General features: G+C 58.1%; 18 protein-coding genes and 1 pseudogene. 4 read left to right on the plus strand and 15 right to left on the minus strand.

Annotated elements, in window-relative coordinates:
• Positions 1–69: 69 nt before the first annotated feature.
• From ABD76_RS07295 to ABD76_RS07310, 3 genes are all read right to left on the minus strand, one after another.
• Positions 70–504, minus strand: coding sequence for a BrxA/BrxB family bacilliredoxin (locus tag ABD76_RS07295; protein ID WP_197255573.1), 435 nt, complete (start codon positions 502–504; stop codon positions 70–72).
• Between the two features lie 328 nt (positions 505–832).
• Positions 833–1,591 (minus strand): hypothetical protein, encoded by a 759-nt coding sequence (locus ABD76_RS07305; RefSeq protein WP_197255577.1) that lies wholly within the window; start codon positions 1,589–1,591, stop codon positions 833–835.
• Positions 1,592–1,624: 33 nt separating this feature from the next.
• Positions 1,625–3,244, minus strand: coding sequence for an ATP-binding protein (locus ABD76_RS07310; RefSeq protein WP_338125066.1), 1,620 nt, complete (start codon positions 3,242–3,244; stop codon positions 1,625–1,627).
• Between the two features lie 274 nt (positions 3,245–3,518).
• Here ABD76_RS07310 and ABD76_RS07315 point away from each other — a divergent pair, with 274 nt between their 5' ends.
• Positions 3,519–4,781 (plus strand): BaiN/RdsA family NAD(P)/FAD-dependent oxidoreductase, encoded by a 1,263-nt coding sequence (locus tag ABD76_RS07315; protein ID WP_197255581.1) that lies wholly within the window; start codon positions 3,519–3,521, stop codon positions 4,779–4,781.
• A 54-nt stretch (positions 4,782–4,835) separates the two neighbouring features.
• On the opposite strand, the gene ABD76_RS07320 is transcribed toward ABD76_RS07315, so the two are convergent.
• The 4 genes from ABD76_RS07320 to ABD76_RS07335 form a co-directional block, all read right to left on the minus strand.
• Positions 4,836–5,240 (minus strand): DNA/RNA helicase, encoded by a 405-nt coding sequence (locus ABD76_RS07320; protein ID WP_197255583.1) that lies wholly within the window; start codon positions 5,238–5,240, stop codon positions 4,836–4,838.
• A gap of 71 nt (positions 5,241–5,311) precedes the next feature.
• The gene (locus tag ABD76_RS07325) at positions 5,312–6,613 is read right to left on the minus strand and encodes an ABC transporter permease (protein WP_197255585.1); all 1,302 of its coding nucleotides are present in this window, start codon (positions 6,611–6,613) and stop codon (positions 5,312–5,314) included.
• Entirely contained in the window at positions 6,610–7,308 is a 699-nt protein-coding gene (locus ABD76_RS07330) for an ABC transporter ATP-binding protein (RefSeq protein WP_197255587.1), read from the minus strand. The genes ABD76_RS07325 and ABD76_RS07330 overlap by 4 nt, the downstream gene beginning before the upstream one ends.
• 38 nt (positions 7,309–7,346) lie before the next feature.
• The gene (locus ABD76_RS07335) at positions 7,347–8,336 is read right to left on the minus strand and encodes an NAD(P)H-quinone oxidoreductase (protein WP_197255589.1); all 990 of its coding nucleotides are present in this window, start codon (positions 8,334–8,336) and stop codon (positions 7,347–7,349) included.
• A 185-nt stretch (positions 8,337–8,521) separates the two neighbouring features.
• Here ABD76_RS07335 and ABD76_RS07340 point away from each other — a divergent pair, with 185 nt between their 5' ends.
• Positions 8,522–8,995, plus strand: a complete 474-nt coding sequence (locus tag ABD76_RS07340; protein WP_197255591.1) for a MarR family winged helix-turn-helix transcriptional regulator — start codon at positions 8,522–8,524, stop codon at positions 8,993–8,995.
• A 58-nt stretch (positions 8,996–9,053) separates the two neighbouring features.
• Here ABD76_RS07340 and ABD76_RS07345 read toward each other — a convergent pair whose 3' ends face one another.
• The 5 genes from ABD76_RS07345 to ABD76_RS07365 all read right to left on the minus strand — a co-directional run bounded on the left by ABD76_RS07345 (position 9,054) and on the right by ABD76_RS07365 (position 16,666).
• Positions 9,054–11,804: a putative bifunctional diguanylate cyclase/phosphodiesterase gene (locus tag ABD76_RS07345; protein ID WP_197255593.1), complete on the minus strand. Its 2,751-nt coding sequence runs from the start codon at positions 11,802–11,804 to the stop codon at positions 9,054–9,056.
• 121 nt (positions 11,805–11,925) lie between these two features.
• Positions 11,926–13,428 (minus strand): MDR family MFS transporter, encoded by a 1,503-nt coding sequence (locus tag ABD76_RS07350; protein WP_197255595.1) that lies wholly within the window; start codon positions 13,426–13,428, stop codon positions 11,926–11,928.
• Between the two features lie 126 nt (positions 13,429–13,554).
• Entirely contained in the window at positions 13,555–15,159 is a 1,605-nt protein-coding gene (locus ABD76_RS07355; RefSeq protein ID WP_197255603.1) for an ABC transporter ATP-binding protein, read from the minus strand.
• 12 nt (positions 15,160–15,171) lie between these two features.
• A complete protein-coding gene (locus ABD76_RS07360) occupies positions 15,172–15,774 on the minus strand; it encodes an ECF transporter S component (protein WP_197255605.1) in 603 nt (200 codons plus the stop codon).
• A gap of 160 nt (positions 15,775–15,934) precedes the next feature.
• Complete coding sequence (locus tag ABD76_RS07365) at positions 15,935–16,666, minus strand: energy-coupling factor transporter transmembrane component T family protein (RefSeq protein WP_197255607.1); 732 nt, start codon at positions 16,664–16,666, stop codon at positions 15,935–15,937.
• A gap of 249 nt (positions 16,667–16,915) precedes the next feature.
• Between ABD76_RS07365 and ABD76_RS07370 the strand changes: the two are divergent.
• Positions 16,916–17,221, plus strand: a pseudogene (locus ABD76_RS07370) (MFS transporter); the annotation flags it as partial.
• A 146-nt stretch (positions 17,222–17,367) separates the two neighbouring features.
• On the opposite strand, the gene asnB reads toward ABD76_RS07370, so the two are convergent.
• Both asnB and ABD76_RS07380 read right to left on the minus strand, forming a co-directional pair.
• On the minus strand, positions 17,368–19,218 hold the full coding sequence (gene asnB / locus ABD76_RS07375) for an asparagine synthase (glutamine-hydrolyzing) (protein ID WP_197255609.1): 1,851 nt from the start codon (positions 19,216–19,218) through the stop codon (positions 17,368–17,370).
• Positions 19,219–19,366: 148 nt separating this feature from the next.
• The gene (locus ABD76_RS07380) at positions 19,367–20,908 is read right to left on the minus strand and encodes a cobyrinic acid a,c-diamide synthase CobB (protein WP_197255611.1); all 1,542 of its coding nucleotides are present in this window, start codon (positions 20,906–20,908) and stop codon (positions 19,367–19,369) included.
• Between the two features lie 177 nt (positions 20,909–21,085).
• Here ABD76_RS07380 and ABD76_RS07385 point away from each other — a divergent pair, with 177 nt between their 5' ends.
• Entirely contained in the window at positions 21,086–22,129 is a 1,044-nt protein-coding gene (locus ABD76_RS07385; protein ID WP_197255613.1) for an alpha/beta hydrolase, read from the plus strand.
• Between the two features lie 734 nt (positions 22,130–22,863).
• On the opposite strand, the gene ABD76_RS07390 is transcribed toward ABD76_RS07385, so the two are convergent.
• Positions 22,864–23,067: transposase (locus tag ABD76_RS07390; RefSeq protein ID WP_197254502.1), on the minus strand; the 204-nt coding region annotated here is incomplete at its 5' end.

Here is a 23,067-nt window from a genome sequence, read left to right on the forward strand (position 1 = left end):
CCTGTTCACGATCTGGTCGTATTTATGGAAACATCCCCGCATCGGACAAACGCGGGGATGAGCTTCTCCTTAGCGGCAGTAGCGATCAAACGCTGCTGTCAGATCCGCCGCAATCTGCTCGGCAGAGCGGTCTTCTACGCTATGGCGTTCAATAAAATGCACCAATTTGCCATCCTTCATCAAGGCGATGGACGGGGAAGACGGCGGATACGGCGCAAAGTATTCGCGCGCTTGTGCCGTTGCTTCTTTGTCCTGGCCTGCAAAGACGGTGAATAAATGATCCGGCGTCACTTCATGCTCCAGCGCTTTGCGCACGCCTGGACGGCATTGCCCCGCCGCACAGCCGCAGACGGAGTTCACGACCACAAGCGCGGTTCCCTTCGCCGTCGGCAGCTTCGCTTCCACCTCTTCCGGCGTCCGCAATTCTTCGAATCCGATCGATGTCAATTCATTGCGCATCGGCTGGAGCATATCGCGCATATATTGCTCAAAAGACATAGACATTCTTCACTTCACTCCTAACCCGTTAAATAATTACCCCGATAGACGTCACCAGATAGTGCTATCGTTAATATTTTAACCATTTGCACAGGAGTAAAGCAAGGGAAAGCCGTTCCTTCCGGAAGCGGCTTTCCCTTATCTCGCGCCGTGAGCGCTTATGTGGAAGGACGGTTTGGACCTTCCAGTTTTTTGTCAACCGGTATTTTGCCGCGCGTGTCGGCTGTACGGTTGGCTTCTTCCTGCTGCTTTTGTTCCTTGGAATGACTTTCTCGCATCTCCATAGGCCTCCTTCATGCAGTATCGCGTCTAGTATGCGCACCTGCGGAAGAGCCTATCCTTCCCCCATATCCGCGGAGCGCTCCGGCGATGAATCCGTCCGTGTCTCCGCCTTTTCCCGGTGCCGCACAACGATATATCCCGCAGCCAGCAGGACAACGCACAGCCATTGCTCCGGGGCGAGTCCCATCCATACAGTCTCATGAGACTTCAGGAAGCTGGCAAGCATGCCGAAGGCGCCGACGGGAACGAAGGTCCACTGCGCATCCGACAGACTGCCCAATGGACGCCGTCTCATCCAGATTCCCGCCAGCCATAGCAGGGCGAGCATCGACTCGACGGGCGGCAGGCCTCTTGGCGAGATGCCGCTGGGCATCGGCAGAGCCGTATATCCCGGCGCCGCGCCATCCTGCACCGCGTACAGCCACCCATAAGCGGCGAGAAATGCCAGCAGCCCGTAGGCGAGCAAGTCGGACAGCACCGGATACGACAAGCTGTGCCGTCTCATGTACACGGTCGTCCACACGATAAGGCCGAGTACAAGCAGCACATTGCCGTTCGTGGATGTCCCGCTCAAAAACAAGAGCGTGCGCGGCTGTTCCCACAAAATCGACGGTGCGTCCCACAGGAAGCCGAACTTCGCATTCAGCATGCAGAGGAAGGCAACCCCGTAGGCCCAGTCGGCATAGCGGCGATTCAATCCCTTGTCCATGCGGGCCCGGAGCGAGATGATGAGCGCCGCGATCAGGAAGGACGCGAAGCTTGCCAGTAAATCGCCGTTGATGGTCAAGCTGCCAATCTGGATTACGTTCACACGCTCACCTCCCTCATCTATGATAGCGGACGACTAGAGCGCGTTCAACGCTTCGAGCGGATTATGTTCCTGCCCCTGATGCGGTTCCCCCCGCCGCTTCGGATCGATATGGAAGGTGACGATGAACGTGGTCCCTCGCTCCGATGTCTCGATCTCGATCGTTCCTTCATGCCGTTCGACGATGCTCAAGCAGAGCGGCAACCCAAGTCCGGTCCCTTTGGACTTGGTCGTATAGAATGGCTCGAACAGCTTTTCCATGACAGAGTTCGGTATACCTGTCCCGGTATCGCTTACAAGGAGCTGAACGCCTTGCGGCACGGCACGCGTAGTGAGCGTCAATGTCCCTCGCTTCTCCATCGACTCCATTGATTCCAGCGCATTGCGCGACAGGTTCAGAATAAGCTGCTTCATTTCCTTCGTATCCAGGTACAGCTCCGGAATATTCTCGCCCAACTGATAGATGATCTCCTGGCCGCGCAGATTGGCATCCGCCCACAGCAGCGGCGACAACTGCTTCATTATATCGTGGAGATGGACCATTTCCTTCTCTACGATGCGGTTTTGCGCCAGCGCCAGGAAATCGTTGATGATTCCGTTGGCACGGTCGATCTCGTCCATAACGATCCGGTAATAGTCCTTCATATTGTCGGGACTCTTCTCCTGGATCAACTGCATGAACCCGCGAATGACCGCCATCGGGTTGCGGATCTCGTGCGTAATGCTGGCAGCCATCTGCCCGACCAGATGCAGCCGCTCCATGTTGCCGATCTCGGCGCGCAGCTTGGACAGCTCGGTCACATCATGGGCCATGCCGACCGCTCCGACAATCTCCCCGGTCTCTTGACTGTAGATGGACTTCGCCAGAATGTAATAATCCCGTTCGCCAAGACGAGCCACTTCGCCTTCAACCGCCCCTTTTTGCAAAGCCCATTGCAGGATAATGAACTTATTCGGCTCATCTCCCATCTTCTGCAGCAGATCCCGCAGCGGACGCCCCATTAATTGCGCCCTCGTCACGCCGGGAACCTGCATCTGAATCCCTTCGATCATCATATCGTTGAGGGCGGTGATGCGGGTCTCGGCATCGATGGCAATGACGCAAAGCGGAGCCGCATTGAGAATCTGCTTGAGCTTCTCGACCTCCTCCCGGTATTGGCGGGAGACAATCCGGTATCCCTGCTGCAGGAACGTCTTCTCCCTCGTGCCTTCCATCATATACAGCACCAAGCAGGCGGTGAGCAAAAACACGATGCCGAACAAGACGATAAAGGGAGAGCCGAGGGCTCCGACAGCGGTATCCACCGGAGCGTTCCAAAGATACGCGGCATAGACAATGCTGTACACGAGCATGCCGAGCAGCGAGAAGGAAATAATGATGACAAGCCGCATTCGCAAGCCGGACTGACGGAATTTGTTAATGCTAATAAACAATAGCGGGGTTAAATAAATCAGGGCATCTCCCCATTGGTTCCCCGCCGGTTGATATAGTGGGAAGGCGATAATAAAAAAGGTATAGAGGGCCACCATAACCAATCCGATGCGGTATCCGCCGTACAGCACGCCCAGCATAAAAGGGATCAGCCGGAAATCAAATGGCTGCGAAGCCTCCGCATGATGAAAGGAGAACAGGATGCACAGAAACACGGAAATCACGGAAGCCGCTCCAACAGCAAGCCGAGTCAGCAGCGGCCGCGCCGACCGAATGGAACATAGCTGGCAGGAGAACGCCGGTATACAAGCAATCAAAACTTGCAAAAGGGTTTCCTTCAAAGCGATGTACATGCTTTCTCTCCTCTGGCATGTTGTGGAATGCATTGATTAAAACATAAATGCCCTAGTTTGACAATGGAGCAAACCAACCTTTTAGGCATTTTTCTACATAATGCGATACAATAAGGGACGAAACGACGGTGAAGGAGCATACGACATGAAAGAGACCGATATTATAGTTATCGGCGGCGGACCGTCAGGATTGATGGCCTGTATTGCTGCTGCGGGGGAAGGCGCGAACGTGCTGCTGATCGACAAAGGGGACAAGCTGGGCCGCAAGCTCGGCATTTCGGGCGGCGGGCGCTGCAACGTAACGAATAATAAAGAGTTGGATGAACTGATTCGTCATATTCCGGGAAACGGGAGATTTTTATACAGCGCGTTTTCACATTTCAATAATCGGGATATTATCCGCTTCTTCGAGGGACTCGGCATCGCGCTGAAGGAGGAGGACAACGGCCGGATGTTCCCGGTGTCGGACAAGGCAAAGACCGTGGTAGAAGCGCTTATCGGGGAAGTCCGCCAGCGGGGCGTCGCGATCATGACCAACCGGCCCGTGTCCGAGGTGCTCTACGCTGATGGCGCCGTGGAAGGCGTCCGCCTGCCGGATGGCACGATCATCCGCGCAAAAGCGGTTATCGTCGCGACGGGAGGCAAGTCCGTTCCCCGCACGGGCTCTACCGGCGATGGCTATCCTTGGGCCGAGGCTGCCGGGCATACGATCACCGAGCTGTATCCGACGGAGGTGCCGCTGACCTCGCAGGCATATTTTATCCGCGAAAAGCTGCTGCAGGGCTTATCGCTTCAAGATATCCGTCTTACCGTGTGGAACGCCAAGGGCAAAAAGATCATTGAGCATGATGGAGATCTCCTCTTCACGCATTTCGGGCTGTCCGGCCCGGCCGCGCTTCGCTGCAGCCAGTTCGTCGTCAAGGAGCGAAAGCGAACCGGGCAAGAGACAGTGCTGCTGACCATCAACATGAAGCCGGAGCTCAGTCCGGAGGAGCTGGAGCGGCAGCTAATGGAACGGTGGAGCCAGGAACCGAAGAAGGCGATCAAAAACGTGCTCAGACACCTCGTCCCCGAGCGGATGGTGCCCATCCTGCTCGAGCAGGCCGGCATCGAGGAGAGCGTGACCCGCGATCATATTCGCAAGCAGCCGCTCCAAGAGCTGTGCCGGCTGATTACGGCCTTCCCCGTCAAGGTGAACGGCACCTTGTCTCTGGAGGACGCGTTCGTTACGGGAGGCGGCGTCAATTTGAAGGAGATCGACCCGCGCACGATGGAGTCGAAGCTGATGCGGGGGCTGTTTTTCTGCGGGGAGATTCTTGATGTGCACGGGTATACGGGCGGCTATAACATTACGGCAGCATTCGCTACCGGATATACGGCCGGCAAGCATGCCGCTGCCCTCCAATAAGCAGCAAAGCGGCTCCACTCCCCGCCGGGGAGCGAAGCCGCTTCTTGCGTTGCCCTAGATATGAATCCCTCCAGGGAACTGGTTCGTATCGTCATTCCAGCCCATCGCGTCCTCTTCCCGCGCCGCGAGATCATCATGACTCGATGCGGCCAATGCATACCGGTCGTCGTCTGCCCAATCCTCATTGATCACATGCGCCGGAATCGGAATGAGATCGATATTATAGGCATCATTCACGATCGCGGATTCGGTCATATCTCCCTCTTCCACAAGCGTGCCGCCGTGAGCCTCGGCAATCTCCATCGCTGAGGTCAGATCTCGCTTCTCCACATGAATATGAAGCTCCGTGCGGTGATCGCCGTCATACACCGGCTCATAGCCGAGCTCTTCCAAGGTGTCGAAGGCCAATCGGGCACTCGCGGCATCCGGGAACCGGAACCGGATAGCGGCTGCTTCCATGTCTTGCCCTCCTCTTTCTCCGCTTTGGACATAATATGCCCGCAAGACCGGAATCTCATCCGTTCATCGCTTCACGCGCCGAATTGGCTCCCCTTTTCTTCCTTCTCTTCCTTCGTCTTCTGCTTCCAGCCCTTGATCTGCACGATGACGGTTCCAATCGCGCCGGCGGCCAGTCCTCCTGCAAGCCCCATGCCGACTGCCGGCAGCGGCGGCGCAATGAACAGTCCGCCTGCCAGCGCCCACAGGAAGCCGGGAACGGCCGCCAGCACCTGAACCATATGCGCCGCCGCATTCTGCAGGTGAGAGGATCGGAACGAGAACATCGAAGGCACGTCTCCCTCAATGAATTCCCTCCAATATGAGCTTAGCCAGTAACTTAGTACGCCGCACAGGACAGGAACGATTAAATAGTACAAGGTTGACAGGGACATGACGGAGGCAACGACCGCGGACAAGCCAACCCCAATGAACTGGAGATAAAACATAACATGATTGCGGCTGCGGAGGAGCGACTTGACGGCCAAAGAGCCGATGATCTGCCCTCCGTTCTTCCGCTTCATGAAATAGCCCGAGCGCGGGAATAGCAAGCCCCGCTTCCGCTTGCGCCGCACGGGCTTGTCCATGCTCTGCGAGAGCAGCAGCGCGGTCAGTCTCATCCGTGCCTGGCTCTCCAGCTCGACATCCCGCTCGAAGGCATGGGTGACACGCAGGCGATACCGCACAGAGGGCACGGCAAGGGCACAAAGCAGCAGCGCCCCGGCCAACGGCAGCGCAGGATAAATGGACAAGAGATAGGTGAGGCCGCGGAAAGCGGCAATCGCCGCAAGGCCGGTCAATATGCCGAGCCCGCCGCGCCGCCAGCCATGCCATTCCGTCTGCACGCGGTTGCGAACGCAGGCCGTTAATACGGCCAAGGAGGCGATCCCGGCGCCCAAAGCGGCCAACTCCCCTGCAGTCAGGCCGTATCCCTTGATCAGCCAAGGGGCTGCCACAACGGCGATAAGTCCAGTCATCACGATGCTGCGTACCGTGTACATGAGCACTCCGAAGGCGGCCAGCCGGCTCCACCACGCTTTCTTCTGCCTGAGGAACAGAACGTCGCCCGCTTCGCTCCACGTATGAAGCGCGCCGGACAGCACCGGGAGGAGGAAGGGCAGCAGCCATATTTCTCTCGGTATCGCAATCCATGCTGCCGGTAATGGCAGCGTCCACCAATCATAGTAGAACTTAATCCCGAGCAGCAGCGCCGGAATGGCAATGTAGAGCCACACGGTCCAATCCAGCGCGGACCGCAGCGCCTTCCATTGATAGGCAGCATTCGTCGACCACCGGTACAGAGCGAGCCTCCACGGCCCGGAATACGGCCGCTTCACGTCAGCACCTCGAAGCAGTCGAACAGCGTCCCTTCCGGCAGCCCGCTCGCTGCGCGTACTTCATCCAAGGTTCCGGAAGCGACGATACGCCCTTGATGGATCAGCACAAAAGAGTCGCAGACCCGCTCCGCCGTATCCAGCACATGCGTGCTCATGAGGACGCCGGCTCCCCGCTTCCGCTCCTCCTCCAGCATCCGGAGGAAGCGCCGGGTAGCCCGCGGATCAAGGCCGACGAACGGCTCGTCCACGATATATAAGGAAGGCTTGAGCAGGAAGGCGATAATTAACATCAGCTTCTGCTGCATGCCTTTGGAAAAGCTGGCCGGCAAATGATGCTTCACCTCGGTTAATTGAAAGATGCCCAGCAGCTCCTCCGCCCGCTCCCGGAAATCGGCTTCCGGGAGCTCATGGGCGGCGGCGGCCAGTTCCAGATGCTCCCACAGCGTCATCGAGTCATACAGGACGGGCTGCTCCGGCACATAGGCATATGTCCCCGTTCCGTCCCCGATGCGAATGGCCCCCTTGACCTCGCGCATAATGCCGAGGATGGACTTGATGGTCGTGCTCTTGCCGGCCCCGTTCGGCCCGATAAGTCCGACAAGCTCCCCAGCGTTCACTTGAAAGGAAATGTTGCGAATCGTTGGCTCACCTTTGTCATAGCCCGCCTCTTCGATTCGTGTATCCAATACGATCATACCGACACCTTCTTCTAGCTTGCTCGTTCCCTTACGGCTTAGGGCACCAAGAGAACGATTTTTCCTACATTTTCATTACGTTCCATCCGCTGATGCGCTTCATTTATTTGTTCGGGCCGCCATACCGAATCGATGACCGGCAGACACTCGCCGCGCTCCAGCCATTCCCCGGCGAAGCTCCGGAACGCCTTCGTCAGTTCGCTCTTGCGCTTCGGAGGCAAGCCGCGCAGCGTGCTCCCGATGACATGCAAGCGGCGCAGCATGACGGACATGAAGTCCACCTCCGCCTTCGAGCCGCCCAGCGTACCGATCAGGATCAGCCTCCCGTCCATCGCCATGCAGCGCACATGATCATTCCAATACGTGGCGCATACCGGATCCAACACGACATTCACGCCGGCGCCCTCCGTCCAGGAGAGCACCGTCTCCGCTAACGGCTCGGTCTTATAGTTCAAGACGAACTCCGCCCCCAACGATTTCAGCCGCTCGCATTTCTCCTCCGTTCCGGCCGTGGCGGCGACTCTCGCCCCCGCAGCCCGCGCGAGCTGAATCGCAGCCGTTCCCACGCCGCTCGCCCCGGCATGGATGAGCACCGATTCCCCGGCTGCCAGCTTCCCGAGTTGGAACAGATTCAAATAGGCGGTCAAATAAGCCTCCGGCAGTGCCGCCGCCTGTTCCAAGGTGAGCGCCGCCGGGACGGGCATCGCCATATCGGCCGGGATGACCGCATACTGGGCATAGCCTCCTCCCGGAAGCAGCGCCGCCACCCGGTCTCCCGCCTTCCATCCGGTCACGCCTGGGCCTACGGCCTCTACCGTTCCCGCCATTTCCAGGCCAAGCACGGGAGACGCTCCTTCCGGCACCGGATATTTCCCGCGCTTCTGCAGCAGATCGGCCCGATTCAGCGCCGTGGCATGCACCCGGACAAGCAATTCCCCCTCGCCCCAGCGCGGAACCTCCATCTCTTTCCAGGTCAATTGAAGATCCGGTTCCACATGACAAGCGAGCATGTTTTTCGCATAGGTCATTCTTTTTCCGCCTCCTTACGTATCTCCTCTCCATTATTGACCGAATGGAGCGGAAAGATCGCGATCAAATTTAATATTCAAAATTTTCTGCACTTTTTAACCGAAAGTGTGATCTATGACATGTTGGACATCATCCTAAGCTTATACGATGAAGATGTAACCAGTAAAGCGAGGTGGAAAGGACTATGTCTGAACGGGCGCAACGCGACACCGATGAAGCCCTTCATTTGTTCCGCGTATTCTCCAAAGCGTTCAAGAGCGTCTCCGATCATGCCGCTGCAGGCTGCAAAAAACAAGGCTACAACCCGACCGACTTTGCCGTACTCGAAATGCTCTATCATAAAGGACCACAGCCGATACAACAAATTGGAGCGAAGCTGCTGCTGCAAAGCGGCAATGTCACCTATGTCATCGACAAGCTCGTGCGCAACGGGCTGGTGCAGCGCCACCCTTGCTCCAAGGATCGGCGCGTCATTTTCGCCGAATTGACGGAACAGGGCCGGACAGAGATGCAGAATATTTTGCCGAAGCAGGCTCAGACCCTGCGCCGGGCATTAAGCGGACTGACCCTGGAAGAGAAAGCGCAAGCGATCATTCTGCTCAAAAAGCTGGGCATCCAAGCGGAAAAGCTCAGCCTTGTCACAAAAAAAGAGGGGTAACACGAGAAAGAAACGGCCGCGGTTGCGAATGCCGTTTCTTTGCTTCTTATCCCGTATTTTATGCCTGCCCTCCCGCCGCTTCCGCGTTGGCTCTCCCGTCTGCATAGTGGGAGAATTGACGGAAGCGCGCCGCGAATTCCTCCGCAGGCAGGGGATGGCTGATATAGTAGCCTTGGAAATGGTTGCAGCCCAACGACTCCAAGTAATGGAACTCGTCCGCCGTCTCCACCCCTTCCGCTATGACCGTGAGATTCAGGCTGTGGCCGAGCTGAATGACGGCCTGCACAATCGATGCGTTGACCGGATCCGCAGACAGATGCCGGACGAAGGAACGATCGATTTTCAACGTATGAACCGGCAATGTCTTCAACCGCTCCAGCGAGGAATAACCCGTTCCGAAGTCGTCGATGGCGATATTCATCCCGCGCCGCTTCAGCTGCCGCAGGACATGGTTGGCTTGTCCGACATGCTTGTGCACATAACCTTCCGTAATCTCCAGCACCAATTGCTCCGGTTCGAACTGGGTCTCCTGCACGATACGCTCCACCATCGCCACGAAATCCTGATTCAAAAACTGCCTCAGCGACACGTTCACCGAAAGGCGAATCGGCGGCATCCCCTGCTCCCTCCATTGGCGATGCTGCATGCATGCGCTGCGCAGCACCCATTCGCCAATCGGAATGATTAAACCGGTTTCTTCCGCGACCGGAATGAACTGCGAAGGCGATATATAACCTTGCTGCGGGTGCAGCCAGCGCAGCAGCACCTCGGCGGCGACGACCTTCCCTGCCCGATCGACAATCGGCTGATAATGAAGCGTCAGCTCGTCCCGCTCCATCGCCTTGTACAGCAAGCTTTCCAGCAGCATGCGGCCGGAAGCCAGATCCGGATGAATCTGATCGAAGAACATGTAAGACTGCCCGCCCCGCTCCTTCGCCGCATACATCGCCGTATCGGCCTGCTTGAACAGGGCGGTCAGCGTCTTCCCGTCATCGGGGTAGAGCGCGATCCCGATCGATGCCGAGACGAACAGTTCATGCGCTTGAATGCAGAAGCGCTCGCGGAAATGCTGGAGGATCCGCTGCGCCAATTTTTTGGCCTCCTCGCGCGTTCCCTTTTCCAGCAAAATGACGAATTCATCGCCGCCAAGCCTGGCGCACAGGTGCGCTCCCTCCTGCTTGGACAGACAATGGAGCAGGCGCTGTCCGGCCCGTACGAGCAGCATGTCGCCAATCTTATGGCCGAGCGAATCGTTAATGTATTTGAAGCGGTCGAGATCGATGAACAGCAGCGCCAGAGGCGCGGCGTCCACCTCGGCCCGATCCAGCGCCTTATCCATCTCTATCGTAAAATAATGGCGGTTCGGCAGCTTGGTGAGCGGATCGTAATAGGCCAGCCGCTGCAAGTGCTCTTCCGATTTTTCCAGCAGCTTCGTCTGCTGCACTAAATGCCCGTTCATGCGGTGAAGCTCGCGGAACTGCACGGCAAGCCTCTCGGCCATGGCGCGGAAATTCAACATCAGGGATCGAATCTCTCTGAGTCGGCTATGCGGCCATGCCTGCCTCTCCCAATCCGTTGCCGTCGGATCAACGCTCGTCATGCGGTTCAAACCGTCAAGGGAACGAACGAGAGAACGGCTGACCATAACCGCGATCCCCGCTACAATTCCCCATACGGCCAGCATCAGGGCCAATTCCCGGACATAAAAATGGAAGATCGTCGGCAGGAATGTATCATTCGGGAGAAAGGCGGTAACCGCTCCCGCCCTTCCGGACTCGCCGTAGCGTTCCAGCACATAGTAGCCGTCTTTCCAGCGGCAGGTTCCGTAAGGGTAGTGCTTCGCCCCCGGCAGCACGCGGTAGAAGCCGGCCACCCGAGTCCGCTCCACTCCATCGCCGGACGTTAACGTTTTGGGAAGGGGAAGGTCGGTGCGGACCGCTCCCGCTTCTGCGAACAACCGCTGCCGGGAGTCCGCCCACATCCGGTCGCTCCACGCGAACAGATTGCCGCGCTCGTCCGTCAGCGCGAACTTGAGCACGCCGCCCAGCGATACCTCCTTCAGCAGACTCTCCGCCAGCGATACGTTCTCCCATACGCCGGGCCCGTTCCCCGGGTACCGCCGGCTCGATCCTTCCAGATCCCGGAGCGCTTCCTCGGCCCGGATCGACTGCTCCTCCAAATGGGCATACGCCTCGCGCTCCACTTCCATCAATACGCTGGTGCCGCCCAGCCTCATCTGCGCCAGGAAGGAGAGCAAGACAGCGCCCAGCGCCAGATGAACGATAACGCGATGGAGAGAAATCGGCCGATCCGCGCTGCGTGCGAGGAGCCGCTGCCACGGCACATAGGCAAGCAGCATATCAGCGAGAAGCGCATTGGCGATGCCATTTACAGTGAACATCATATATTGGAGCATGACCTCTGTCCCGAACACGCCGGTTCGCGCCAAAAACAGCAGCACGAATGCCGGAGCTCCGGCCGCAAGCCAGAACAAGCTGTCCCAGAACAACAGCCGCCGTCTCCGGCGATAAAGGTACCCCACGACGGCAAGCTCCAATCCGATGAACGCCAGCATATCGACAGGAAATCCGGCGAGATAGAGGATCAGTGCGGCCAGACCGGCGAGTGCCATCGTTCGGACGGCACCAAATAAGACCAAAGCCACAAGGAAGAAAGCCCCACTCAGTGCAAATTGCACACCGAACGGGAACTTGATTTCGATTTGGGAGCCGATGACCCCCAGCAGGATAAGCGAGATGTTAACAAGCCCCGTACGGCTTGAGTTCGACAGTACCGAGGTATACGGCATAGAGGACGACTCCTTTGGCTGAAGGTAGTTCGACAATTCCCCTATAACCATTCGACACAAATCCATATTTTCCTACTTTATGCATAAAAAAACCGCCCCCTAAGGGACGGTCTAATGTATTCTATTTGCTGTTGAGTTTGCCCTTCGGCATCAGCAAGGTGCAGCCGAGGCAGATGATGGCGACCGCCGCCATTACGAGGAACACATTTTCGAGTCCCGTCTCCAGGAACGTGCGCAGGCTGCTCATGATATCCGGCGCCAGTTGGCTGGCGCTCTCCGGGTTCAACAGCTTGTTCAGATCATCGTCCGAAATGCGCGAAGCGACGTCCGGACCGGCTTGTCTGACCATGGACGCGATGCGTTCATTCAGGAAGGTGCCGAGCGCCGCGATGCCGATGGTCTGACCGAGCGTCCGCACGAACGTATTCAGCGCCGTGGAAGCGCCGCGCATATTCCATTCGACCGACGATTGGACGATAATCGTGAATACGGTAATCGAAAAACCGAAGCCGAGTCCGGACACCGTCATCAGCGCGACGATGACCCACATCGACGTGGCGCCCGTAATGGCGGCAAGCCATATCGATCCGGCGGCAATCAGCGTCATGCCGATGGAGGAGGTCAGCCGCGGGCCGCTCTTGATCAGCATGCGGCCTCCGATAATCGAGCCGATGAGCCAGCCGATGGACATCGGCGTCAGCGCCATGCCGGAGCTGGTGGCGCTATGACCCATGACTCCCTGAATCCAGAGCGGCATGTACGAATTGATGCCAATCAGCACGCTGCTGACGAGGAAGCCGACGAGATTGGAGATGGCGATGTCCTTAATGCGGAACAGTTGGAACGGAACCATTGGTTCCTGCGCCGTTTTTTCGATACGGTAAAACCAGATGAGGAACACCGCAGCCAAGCCGAGCAGCGCGAACATCCAGGGGGATGTCCAGGCAATATTCTGCCCGCCGGTAATGATGGCGAACAATAAAGCCGTCATCCCGATCGAGAAGGTCGCCGCGCCAGCGTAATCGATCGGCTTGTCCTTTTTCTCCACCTTCTCGTGGAACAGCTTGGCGATCATCCATACCGAGATAATGCCGAATGGGACATTGAAGAAAAAGATCCAGTGCCAGGACAGAGAATCGACAAAAAATCCGCCGACCAACGGGCCGACCAGACCGGCTATACCCCAAATGGAGCTGAACAGCCCCTGGATTTTGGCGCGTTCCTCCAAGGTGAAGATGTCCGCCACGATGGTGAAGGTGGCGGGCATGACCGCGCCGGCCCCGATCCCTTGAATGGCCCGGAACACGATCATTTGCGTCATATTGGAAGATAGGCCGCACAGCATGGAGCCGCCGACGAATAAAATAGAGCCGAAAATAAAGATCTTTTTGCGGCCGAACAGATCGGCCAGCTTGCCGAACAAGGGCGTCGAGATGGCCGTCGTCAGCAAGTAGGCGGAATAGACCCAACTGATCAGCTTGAGTCCGCCCAGATCGGAGACGATCTGCGGCATCGCGGTGCTGACGACCGTAACCTCAATCGCCGCCAAAAATGTAGATAACAACAAGGCCAGGGTCACGAGCTTCCGCTCGCGCCCGGCCTGCATCGTTGCAGTGCTTCCCATTGCTTCATTCCCCTTCTCTCTCGCTTGCTCTCCGCTTCCATTCAAATTGGTGCTGTATATTGTTACGCATGCCGCCGCTATAGGCTATCTTATCATGCCCTTGTCCGGGCTGCGAACCGAGGTTCCTTAATTTTGTTCCGGCCCTGCGCTCCGCCGCCCGTCCGCGCCATACCAGCGTCCCGCTTCCATATAGGCCGTGAGCAACTGCGGATAAGCGGCCTCATCCCATATGTCATCATGGGTGATAACCATTATGCCGCAGCCCTGCCCGGCCTGCGCAAGGCACCAGTCGCGTATCAGCGCGGCGCTACCGGCATCGAGACCCGCTGTCGGCTCATCGAGCAGCAGCAGGGCGGGCCGGTGCAGGCCGGCCAGCGCGACGCAGAGCAGCCGGATAGCCCCGGCAGGGAGATCATGAGGATGACGGCGGCGGTAACGGGACAGGCCCGTAGCCCGAAGCAGTTCCTCTGCCATCGCCGCAACCGCATCCTCCCGCTTGGCCTGCGCCGGCGGCACCGGGGCGTTCGAGCGGCTGCACCTCCAAGCCATGGCGGCCGCGTCGAGCAGTTCCTCTTCCACCGTATTGGCGAACAGTCCGGCTTCCGGCTGCTGGGGCACATACCCGATCAAGCGGGCCAGTTCATAGACGGAGAAGCGCTGCAGCGGCTGGGCGGCGAGCCGAATCTCTCCAGACCGCCGTCCCGCTTGCCGCGGCATGCCTTTCGTCAGCAGCTTGAACAAGGTTGATTTACCCGCTCCGTTCGGTCCGCGAAGAAGCATGCATTGGCCCGGATACAGCTCGAACGAGACCTCGTCAAGCGCCCGTTCCCGGCCGTTCGAGCGGGCGTTATCCTTTCGCCTTTTCCCGTACCCGAACGACAGGTCCTTCACTTCCAGTACGGGGTCATCCTCTGGATGCTCATCAGGCAGCCGTCCTTTCCTGTATGCGGTGACTGCGGTTGTCGTCTCATCCGGTACGGCGATTGGCGGCGAGGACGGCAGTGCCGCGGTGGACGCCCGCAGCTTGTCCAGGGCGGCCGCCGCTTCCGCTTCATGGAGGCCGCCATCATAGATGATGCGGCCTTCCTCGAGCAGAAGCAGCCGCACATCGGGCAACTGCCCGATCCAATCCTCCATCCGGGCCCCGGCCAGCACCGTCGTTCGCCCGGCTTTCCGGCCTGCGCGAAGCGTCTGCAGGAGTCGCTCCCGCGAAGCCGCATCCAGATGGCTCCAGGCCTGGTCCAGGATGAGCAGCTTCGGCTCCATCGCCATCACCGCAGCGATAGCCGTCCGCTGCTTCTCACCCCCTGACAGATCCGTGATCGGCGCCTCCCGCAGCGATTCAAGCCCAAACGCATCAAGCTGCTCCTCCACCCGGCGCATCACTTCATCCGCAGGCAGCCCCATATTTTCCGGGGCGAAGGCCAGCTCGTCCTCCACCGTGCCGAGGATGAGCTGAGAATCGGCATCCTGCAAGGCCAATCCGGCCAAGACGGGCGGCTGCCCCTCCGGCGGTGCCGCCTTCCCTTCCAGGGTGCCTTCATGGGGCTGCATTACGCCGGCGAAGAGCTTGCACAGCGTTGTCTTGCCGCTGCCATTCGCTCCGGCGATATAGACGACATCCCCCCGGCGCAGCGTGAAGCTGCAATCGCGGAGGGCCGGCTCGTCCGCGCCCAAATAGGCAAAGGTCACGCGCTCGATGCGCATGACCTCGTCACGCAGAAATCCCATCGTGGAAGCCCCCTATCCCCGCTGCTCGCGGTAGGCCTTCCCCAGAGCGAACGGGCGGACCGCCCGCGCGGGCGCCAGCCGATCGCCAATCAGCTTCGTCAATGCGCCGCAGAGCACAAGGCCGCTGAGACAGCGAATCACAAGCGTCGCAATCAATACCCACGTCTCATAATAAATGTAGCCGAACATGAAAGCCGAGACGACGAACCAGATCGGGACCGCCGCCAAGCCGATAAAGAGCATGGCCCCCCAGTCGTAGCGCCGGTAACGGAACAGATACAGCAGCGGCTCGATGACGATGCCGTAGCATAGCGCGGCTGCAATCGCCGACCAGGCGCCGTAGGCGGTGCCGACCAGAATCTGCACGACGGCGCCGAGCGCATAGGTCAGCATCGCCGCGCCCGGCTTGCGAATAATATAGGCGGCCAGCAGGCCGTAAATCATATATAACCCTACGATGGATGATGTCAGCATCGGTCCGCCTAACGAGTGCAGCAGCTTGTTCAGCCAGGACAAGCCGCTCGTCAGCACCCCGTTCGCCGCGGCCAGCAGCGCCATGAGCACCCATTCGCTCAAGGTCAGCGAACGCCATATTCGAGTATTGGATGAAGTCATCTGTGGTCAACTCTCCCTTATGCGACAGGATGGATGGTCCGGCATCCCTTTTCCTCTATACACGTTACAAGCCATGCGCTGGAAATGCAAGTAAAAAAGCGGAGCCCGCCTGCGCCCGGACCGTGATGCCCGTGGCCGGCAAGGCAAGGACTACGGACGCTTAGCCGCACCACCAGGTGGCGGCGGCTCCCAGCGCCGAGGCCAGGGCCAGTCCAATGCCCGGAGCCGCGAACACGATCCGGCGCCGATACGTGCGCGAGGCGGTGCCGAACCGCTTCGCCTCCATCGCCGTCGCGACGTCCTGCACGCGCCGGAGCGTATGCGCAGCCGCGCCGGCAAGGACGCGCTGCAGCCGCTCGAGCCGTTCCCCCGCGCTATGCGGCGGAACGAGGCGGCGCAGGCGCTCGGCGTGCCGGATGCGGGCCGTCTCGGCCAGCAAAATCGGCACGAAGCGCAGCGCGATTGCCGCCGCGTACGCGAAGCGGTCCGGAAGCCGCAAGTAGCGCGACATGGCGAGGACGGCATCGCGCGGGGCCGTCGTCCCCGCATAGACGAGCGATGACAGGAACAACGTCATCGCCCTGAGCGTCAGCGCGGCCGACTGGAGGCCGGCTTCCCGCGTCAAGGTCAGCTTCCCGGCCGTCAGCCACGGCGTGTCGCCAGGCAGGACCAGCCACTGGAACAGCAAGAGCGGAAGAGCGAATCCGCCGATCCATAAGCTCACCAGCTTCCAGCGCTGCGCCGTCCACCCGCTTCCGGTCAGCGCGATCAGCAGGACGGCAAGAAACCAGCCGGCCTGCCACTCCACCTTCATGCTGATCATGACAGCCAGTCCGGTGCTAAGCAGCCAGATACCCTTTGTTAAGGGGTCGATGCGGTGCAGCCAGCTCATGAGTCTTCCCCCCTTTATCTTGCAAGCGCCCGCCGGGACAAGCTTCCCGCCTTCTGAACCGCCATGGACGCATAAAATCGTACGGCCGAAACCAACTTAATACAGATCGGGAAGAGCTTGCGCTTTTCTTGCCCGTACACCGAAAAATTCAATTAGCATCATACCGCTTAACCTGAAGAAAGTAAAGACGGAGCAAGCGCGGCGAAGCCCTCTTCGGAGATGCCGCAGCGTACGGAAAGGAGGCCAGTGATGGCGGTGGAAGATATAGCGAAATCTCGGCGCAACATGGTTCTCGTCGGTCTTATTATGGGGATGTTTTTCAGCTCGCTCGAACAGACCGTCGTAGGTACGGCCATGCCGACCATTATCAAGGAATTAAGCGGGTTTGCCATCTTCGCCTGGGTGACGACGGCGTACATGATCTGTTCGACTACCGTCATCCCGCTCTCGGGCAAGCTGGCGGATCTGTTCGGGAGCCGGTTTATTTATTTGACCGGATGGATTATTTTCGTTATCGGTTCCTTCCTTTGTGCAACCGCGATCAACATGGGCCAACGTCTTAAGTGTCATGTTGTGATTTTCAGTCCCATAGATCTGAACATCCCTTGAGGAGCCCTGATACAAGCGGTGGCACGCCAAAAAAGGCGCCTCTCCAAGGAGAAGCGCCTTTCAACTCATTATATTCTTTATACCGGACCGGATTATTGTTTGCGCATATACGTCCGGTACCAGAGGCCGAACACGTACAGCACCCAGATTTTCCGGGAGTAATCGCCCTGGCCGTTGCGGTGGCGGCTGAACATCTCTTCCACCGCGCTCAAGTTGACGAGCGGATCGATGCCGCTTGCGGCCAGTTCCTCCCACATGATGCCGGCCCGCTCTGTGCGCAGCCAATCGCGCATCGGAACAGGGAAGCCGAGCTTCGGCCGGTGGAGCACCGAATCCGGAATAATGCCCTCCATCGCTTTGCGCAGCGCGTACTTCGTCGTCTTCTCGGCAATCCGGTAGGAAGCAGGGATCGTACGGGCCACGTCGAACACTTTGCGATCCAGGAACGGGACGCGCAGCTCCAGCGAATGCGCCATCGTCAGCTTGTCCGCCTTCATCAAAATGTCGCCCGGCATCCACAGATTCATATCGATATATTGCATCCGCGACACCGGATCGAGATGGCGGGTGCGTTCATAATAACGGCGCGCGATATCGAACGGCTTCTGGTAGGCCGCTACCTCTTCCGCGCCGACGCGCAGCAGTTCCGCCTTCGCGTCGTCGGTCATGATATTGGCATTGCCCAGGAAGCGCTCCTCCAGCGGAGTGGTCCCTCGCAATAAGTAGTTTTTCCCGTAGAAAGAGAACGGGATGGCGCGCACCATCTTGTTCACCATGCGCTGCATTCCTTCCGGCATCCAGGACAGATAGCGCAGCGAATGCGGTTCGCGGTAGATGCGGTAGCCGCCGAACAGCTCGTCCGCGCCTTCTCCGGACAGCACGACCGTTACGTGCTCCTTCGCCAGCCGCGCGACCTCGTACAGCGCGATCGCGGACGGATCGGCCACAGGCTCGTCCAGATGCCAGATCGCGCGCGGCACTGCATCGAAATACATTTCCTGCGTAATGATCCGATCATAGTGCTCGGTATCGATCTGCCGGGCCGTATCGCGGGCGATAATCGTCTCATTGTTCGCCCCCTCGAAGCCGACGCTGAACGTCTTGATCGGCTCGATAGAGCGCATGAGCGTGGACGTAATCGTCGAGTCGATGCCGCTCGACAGGAAGCACCCGCGCTGCACCTCGCTGTGCAGATGATGCTCTACCGAATCGCGCATGACATGGCGAATCTCGTCGATAACCTGCGTAAGCGGGCGATCGACCGGTGCGAACATCGGGTCCCAATATTTCTCGATAACCGGCTGCCCGCCCAGCGGAATCGTCATCGAATGAGCCGGCGGCAGCTTGTAGATGCCGGCGTACATCGTCTCCGGATCGGGAACGTATTGGAAGGTCAAATAATTGTAAAAGCCATTCATGTTGACCTGCCGGGCCACGCCCGGGACGGTCAAAATGCTCTTGATCTCCGATCCGAAGACCAGCATCTCGTCGTTCATGTAATAATACAGCGGCTTGATGCCGAAATGATCGCGAGCCAGGAACAGCTCCTGCTTGTTCCGATCCCAAATCGCGAAGCCGAACATCCCCCGGAGATGGTTGACGCACTTCGTTCCGTATTCTTCATACAGGTGCAGAATACATTCAGTATCCGTATTGGTTTTAAACTGATGGCCGCGGCCGAGCAGATCCTCGCGCAGCTCCAAATAGTTATAAATCTCGCCATTAAAAATAATCCATACCGAATCATCCTCGTTGCTCAGCGGCTGCGCTCCCTCGGCAACGTCAATGATGGACAGCCGGCGGAAGCCCAGGCCGACCCGGTCGCCGATCCACAGCTTCGCATCGTCCGGTCCCCGGTGATGGATCAAATCCATCATGCTGCGAATGAGATGTTCGGATGGTTGTTGATCATGAAAATGATAGATTCCGGCAATGCCACACATCGGTTCCAAATCCTTTCGATCATTGCATACGTATATGCATGAAGTATGTCAACATATAGTTGGCGCTAGTCGGCACTTGCCGCAATCGCGGCATAGCTAGCTGGATATCGTATACCGGCCTTGACATTTTTAGACCCGTACTGATTCATTATATACGCTTTTGACGAAATGCGACACAGGCGTCGCGCCAATTCGCCACAATCTCCGGGTTCGACGCGAAATGCAGATGCGTATACCCGGCAACGAATGGCAGGCCGGCCGGATGAACCGCTCCTTCCGGCTTCTCTCCAGCCCTTCCCCGGGAGAGATAGGCCGGAGGATAAGCTTGCTTCGGCCCGGCCTTAGGCTCCTCGACCGTCGAATAATGGAACTCATGTCCTCTCGCCGTGCCGCCCCGCAGCAGGAAGTTGCCGTCCGTTCCGCTCACCTCCCGATAACCCAGCGCGGCCAGCTTCGTGCCCATCCGCGTCTCGCCCGGAAGCAGACCGGCCAACGGGCAGACTTTCCCGTCAACGGTAACGAGCCGTTCCATCAGCAGCATGTACCCGCCGCATTCGGCGAACGTCGGCATGCCCGCCTCCACGGCTTCCCGGATCGAATCAAGCGTCCGGCCGCATCGGGACAATTGCTCGGCAAATGCCTCCGGGAAGCCGCCCCCGATATAGAGCCCGTCGGCCCCTTCCGGCACCGGCTCGTCCAGGAGCGGCAAGAACCGCACCAGCTCGAATCCTGCCTCTTCCAGCATCTCGAGATTATCCGCATAATAGAAATGAAACGCAGCATCATAAGCGAGCGCCAGCCGCAGCCGCAGCTCCGCCCCGCCGATCGGCGCCTCCGTTCCGGCACCTCCCGCCTCATCCGCCTCGCCTGCGGGCAGGGGCGCCGCGGGCGGCCGCTCCATGGCTCCGCCGCCGTTTCCGCCGTTTGTCTTCTCCTCCCGATCCGCTGCACTGACCGCCGCGATGCGCAGCAGCGCCTCCATATCCGTATGCGCCTCGACGGCGTCGGCCATACGGTCGAACAACGTCTCCAGCCCGCCTCGGTCCACGGCCGGGACGAGACCGAGATGCCGCTCCGGCACCTGCAACCCGTCTTCCCGCAGCACATAGCCCACCAATGGCACGCCGCACATTTGCTCTACCGCCTCCCGGATCAGCTTGCCATGGCCTTCGCTGCCAACCCGGTTCGCGATGACGCCTGCCAGGCGCACCTCGGGATCAAGCTGCTGAAAGCCGAGCACGATCGCCGCGGCGCTTCGCCCCATGCCTGACGCATCAATGACGAGCAGCACCGGACAGTCGAGGTGCTTCGCAATCGAAGCCGCGCTCCCCTCCTCGCTGTCGGCGCGGCGCCCGTCGTACATCCCCATCACGCCTTCAATAAGCGCGATATCCGCTGCGGCGGAATGACGGAGGAAGGTCGACCGCATCGCTTCCGCTCCGCACATCCATTCGTCCAGATTGCGAGAGCTTGCTCCGCATACGGCCGTATGATAAGTAGGATCGATATAATCCGGCCCGCATTTGAACGGTTGGACCTTCCACCCTTGACGGGTAAGCGCCCGCATCAATCCCAGGGTGACCGTCGTCTTTCCGGTCCCGCTTCCGGTTCCGGCGATAAGCAGCCGGCGCGGCCCCTTTGTCGGATTACGATCGATAAATGTCGAATGAGTTGAATGTAGTTCGGACATGGTGTCTTATCCTTTCGGGTCTCTTTTTCCCCATTGTACAGAACCTCTGCCGCGAACGCCAATGAAGAACGCTTTAGATAACCGCAGTATCCTATCTCGGGGATGTGTAAATTGCCATTTCCCTGCACAACCTAGTATCATCGTATCGACAATAACTGACAAGGGGAACTCGCGGATATGATCTACATCTTCCTGGCATGCACGCTCATCCTTATCTTCGTTCTAATCGCATGGATTGTTCCGAGATATGCCGTCTACCAGATGACCCGCAAAAAACCGGCCACCTACGACAATTGCTTCGAGCTGTTGGAGCAATATCGCGTCTTCAGCAAAAAGGAATTCGACGATTGCGACAAAGAAGAAATTTTTATTCGCAGTCACGACGGATTGAAGCTTCACGGCACGTACATTGAAAAGCATCCCTATTCCGATCGAATCGTCATTATCGTGCATGGATATACATCCGCCCTTCCGTGGTCGGCCCAATTCATGAACATGTTCTTCAAGCTCGGGTACAATGCCCTTTTGATCGATCAGCGGCGGCACGGACAGAGCGAGGGGATCCGCACCACCTTCGGATTGAAGGAAAAGCGCGACATTGAAGCCTGGGTAGAATGGATTATCGGGAATAAAGGAAAGGACTGCACCATCGGGCTGCATGGCCAGTCTTTTGGCGGGGGCACCGTGCTGGAGTACGCAGCCAATCCTCATCCGCGCGTGAAATTCATCGTGGCCGACTGTCCCTATTCCGATCTGACAGAGCTCATACGCCATCAGGTCACCGTACTGAATCGCCTTCCGGCCTGGCCCTTCATGAAGCTGATCGACATCCTGCTGGAAAGCAAAGCCGGATTCCGTTTGCAAGATGTCAGCCCGATCAAGGTAATGCGAACCTGCAAGCTTCCGATCCTCTTCATCCACGGAGCAGCGGATATATTTGTCCCTACCAAAATGAGCATCGATATGTACGAGGCCAAGCCCGAGCCCAAGGAACTGCTGCTGATAGACCAAGCTACCCATGCGGTTGCCTATTGCTACGACAAAGAACGGTATGCCGACAAAGTCACCCAATTCGTCATCCAACATACCGGCCTCCCAACCGCCCGCGAAATGGAGGAGATCGATCCAAGCAAGCATCAAGACGCGGCTTCGGGTCAGCAGCCGTATCCGGCCTACCAGGCGCAACATGAATCCCATGCGTCCATACACCGCGCTACGTGACGAGGCACAGCCAAGCACGCCGGGGAGTGCATGCCCGACATGCACTGCCCCCGGAAGCGGTAGCCTCGGGGATCCCCTAACCAAGTAGATCGACCCGGCCTGCGCTTCAACCGGGCTATTTGTTCCTCAACCGCCAGCAAGTTGCTCATAAGCACCTTCTCTCCGTTTACCTCCCTATCAACGGTCTACGCCTCCACAGACCTTCTCAGGCATATCCTCTCAAGTCCTTTTGGCCAATATCCCATTCCCTCATAATTTGGCGAAGGCGTTACATCAACATATTATCTCCATGGCTGTTTTGTTCTTGCCAAACAACTCATCTATCGCCGCCATACTTCCTTTACAACATTCGATCGAAGGCCCTTCATCACGAAAACAAGGCGAATAAGAATAGGCTGCAATTGCATCTATACCGGGCAAGTTGTTTCTGAACCATGGGGATAGTGTCCGTAAGGGTCGCACGACCCAACTTCCTTCCTGACCCGAGGGGAGATTGACCATATGTGTCCCACAACGGCGTCTCTTATGAGCCCAGGGGAGATTGACCAAAAGCATCCCGCGCACCTGCTCTATTCGCCGATCCTCCTCCAAAAATCAAAACCACCCGTCCAACGGGTGGTTTGCACTTGGGGTATAACCCCCTGTTGCCAAACTGCGCCTAAAGACGCTAGCCTGACAATTAAATTGTTCAGGCTCAGTGTAACTTGTCACTTTCACTTACCAGTTAAACTGGTTTACTTCTTCTTGCTACTGTTTCTGTTGAACGGATCTTCATACTCTTTCACACTCAGTTTATCAACTGCTTGGTCATGTGCTTCCTGTTCACGTATATATTTTGCGACAGTTGCTTCGTTTAAGCCTACTGTGCTGACGTAGTAGCCCTCCGCCCAAAATTTCCGATTGCCATATTTATACTTCAGGCTGGCATGCTTCTCGAA

The sequence above is a fragment of the Paenibacillus dendritiformis genome (assembly GCF_015845845.1).
Classification (GTDB): domain Bacteria; phylum Bacillota; class Bacilli; order Paenibacillales; family Paenibacillaceae; genus Paenibacillus_B; species Paenibacillus_B dendritiformis_C.

Excerpts from the sequence above, each read along its gene's own strand:
- ABD76_RS07295 (WP_197255573.1), bottom strand. The coding sequence starts at position 504 with ATGTCTATGTCTTTTGAGCAATATATGCGCGATATGCTCCAGCCGATG.
- ABD76_RS07315 (WP_197255581.1), top strand. The coding sequence starts at position 3,519 with ATGAAAGAGACCGATATTATAGTTATCGGCGGCGGACCGTCAGGATTG.
- ABD76_RS07320 (WP_197255583.1), bottom strand. The coding sequence starts at position 5,240 with ATGGAAGCAGCCGCTATCCGGTTCCGGTTCCCGGATGCCGCGAGTGCC.
- ABD76_RS07330 (WP_197255587.1), bottom strand. The coding sequence starts at position 7,308 with ATGATCGTATTGGATACACGAATCGAAGAGGCGGGCTATGACAAAGGT.
- ABD76_RS07335 (WP_197255589.1), bottom strand. The coding sequence starts at position 8,336 with ATGACCTATGCGAAAAACATGCTCGCTTGTCATGTGGAACCGGATCTT.
- ABD76_RS07340 (WP_197255591.1), top strand. The coding sequence starts at position 8,522 with ATGTCTGAACGGGCGCAACGCGACACCGATGAAGCCCTTCATTTGTTC.
- ABD76_RS07345 (WP_197255593.1), bottom strand. The coding sequence starts at position 11,804 with ATGCCGTATACCTCGGTACTGTCGAACTCAAGCCGTACGGGGCTTGTT.
- ABD76_RS07350 (WP_197255595.1), bottom strand. The coding sequence starts at position 13,428 with ATGGGAAGCACTGCAACGATGCAGGCCGGGCGCGAGCGGAAGCTCGTG.
- ABD76_RS07355 (WP_197255603.1), bottom strand. The coding sequence starts at position 15,159 with ATGGGATTTCTGCGTGACGAGGTCATGCGCATCGAGCGCGTGACCTTT.
- ABD76_RS07360 (WP_197255605.1), bottom strand. The coding sequence starts at position 15,774 with ATGACTTCATCCAATACTCGAATATGGCGTTCGCTGACCTTGAGCGAA.
- ABD76_RS07365 (WP_197255607.1), bottom strand. The coding sequence starts at position 16,666 with ATGAGCTGGCTGCACCGCATCGACCCCTTAACAAAGGGTATCTGGCTG.
- asnB (WP_197255609.1), bottom strand. The coding sequence starts at position 19,218 with ATGTGTGGCATTGCCGGAATCTATCATTTTCATGATCAACAACCATCC.
- ABD76_RS07380 (WP_197255611.1), bottom strand. The coding sequence starts at position 20,908 with ATGTCCGAACTACATTCAACTCATTCGACATTTATCGATCGTAATCCG.
- ABD76_RS07385 (WP_197255613.1), top strand. The coding sequence starts at position 21,086 with ATGATCTACATCTTCCTGGCATGCACGCTCATCCTTATCTTCGTTCTA.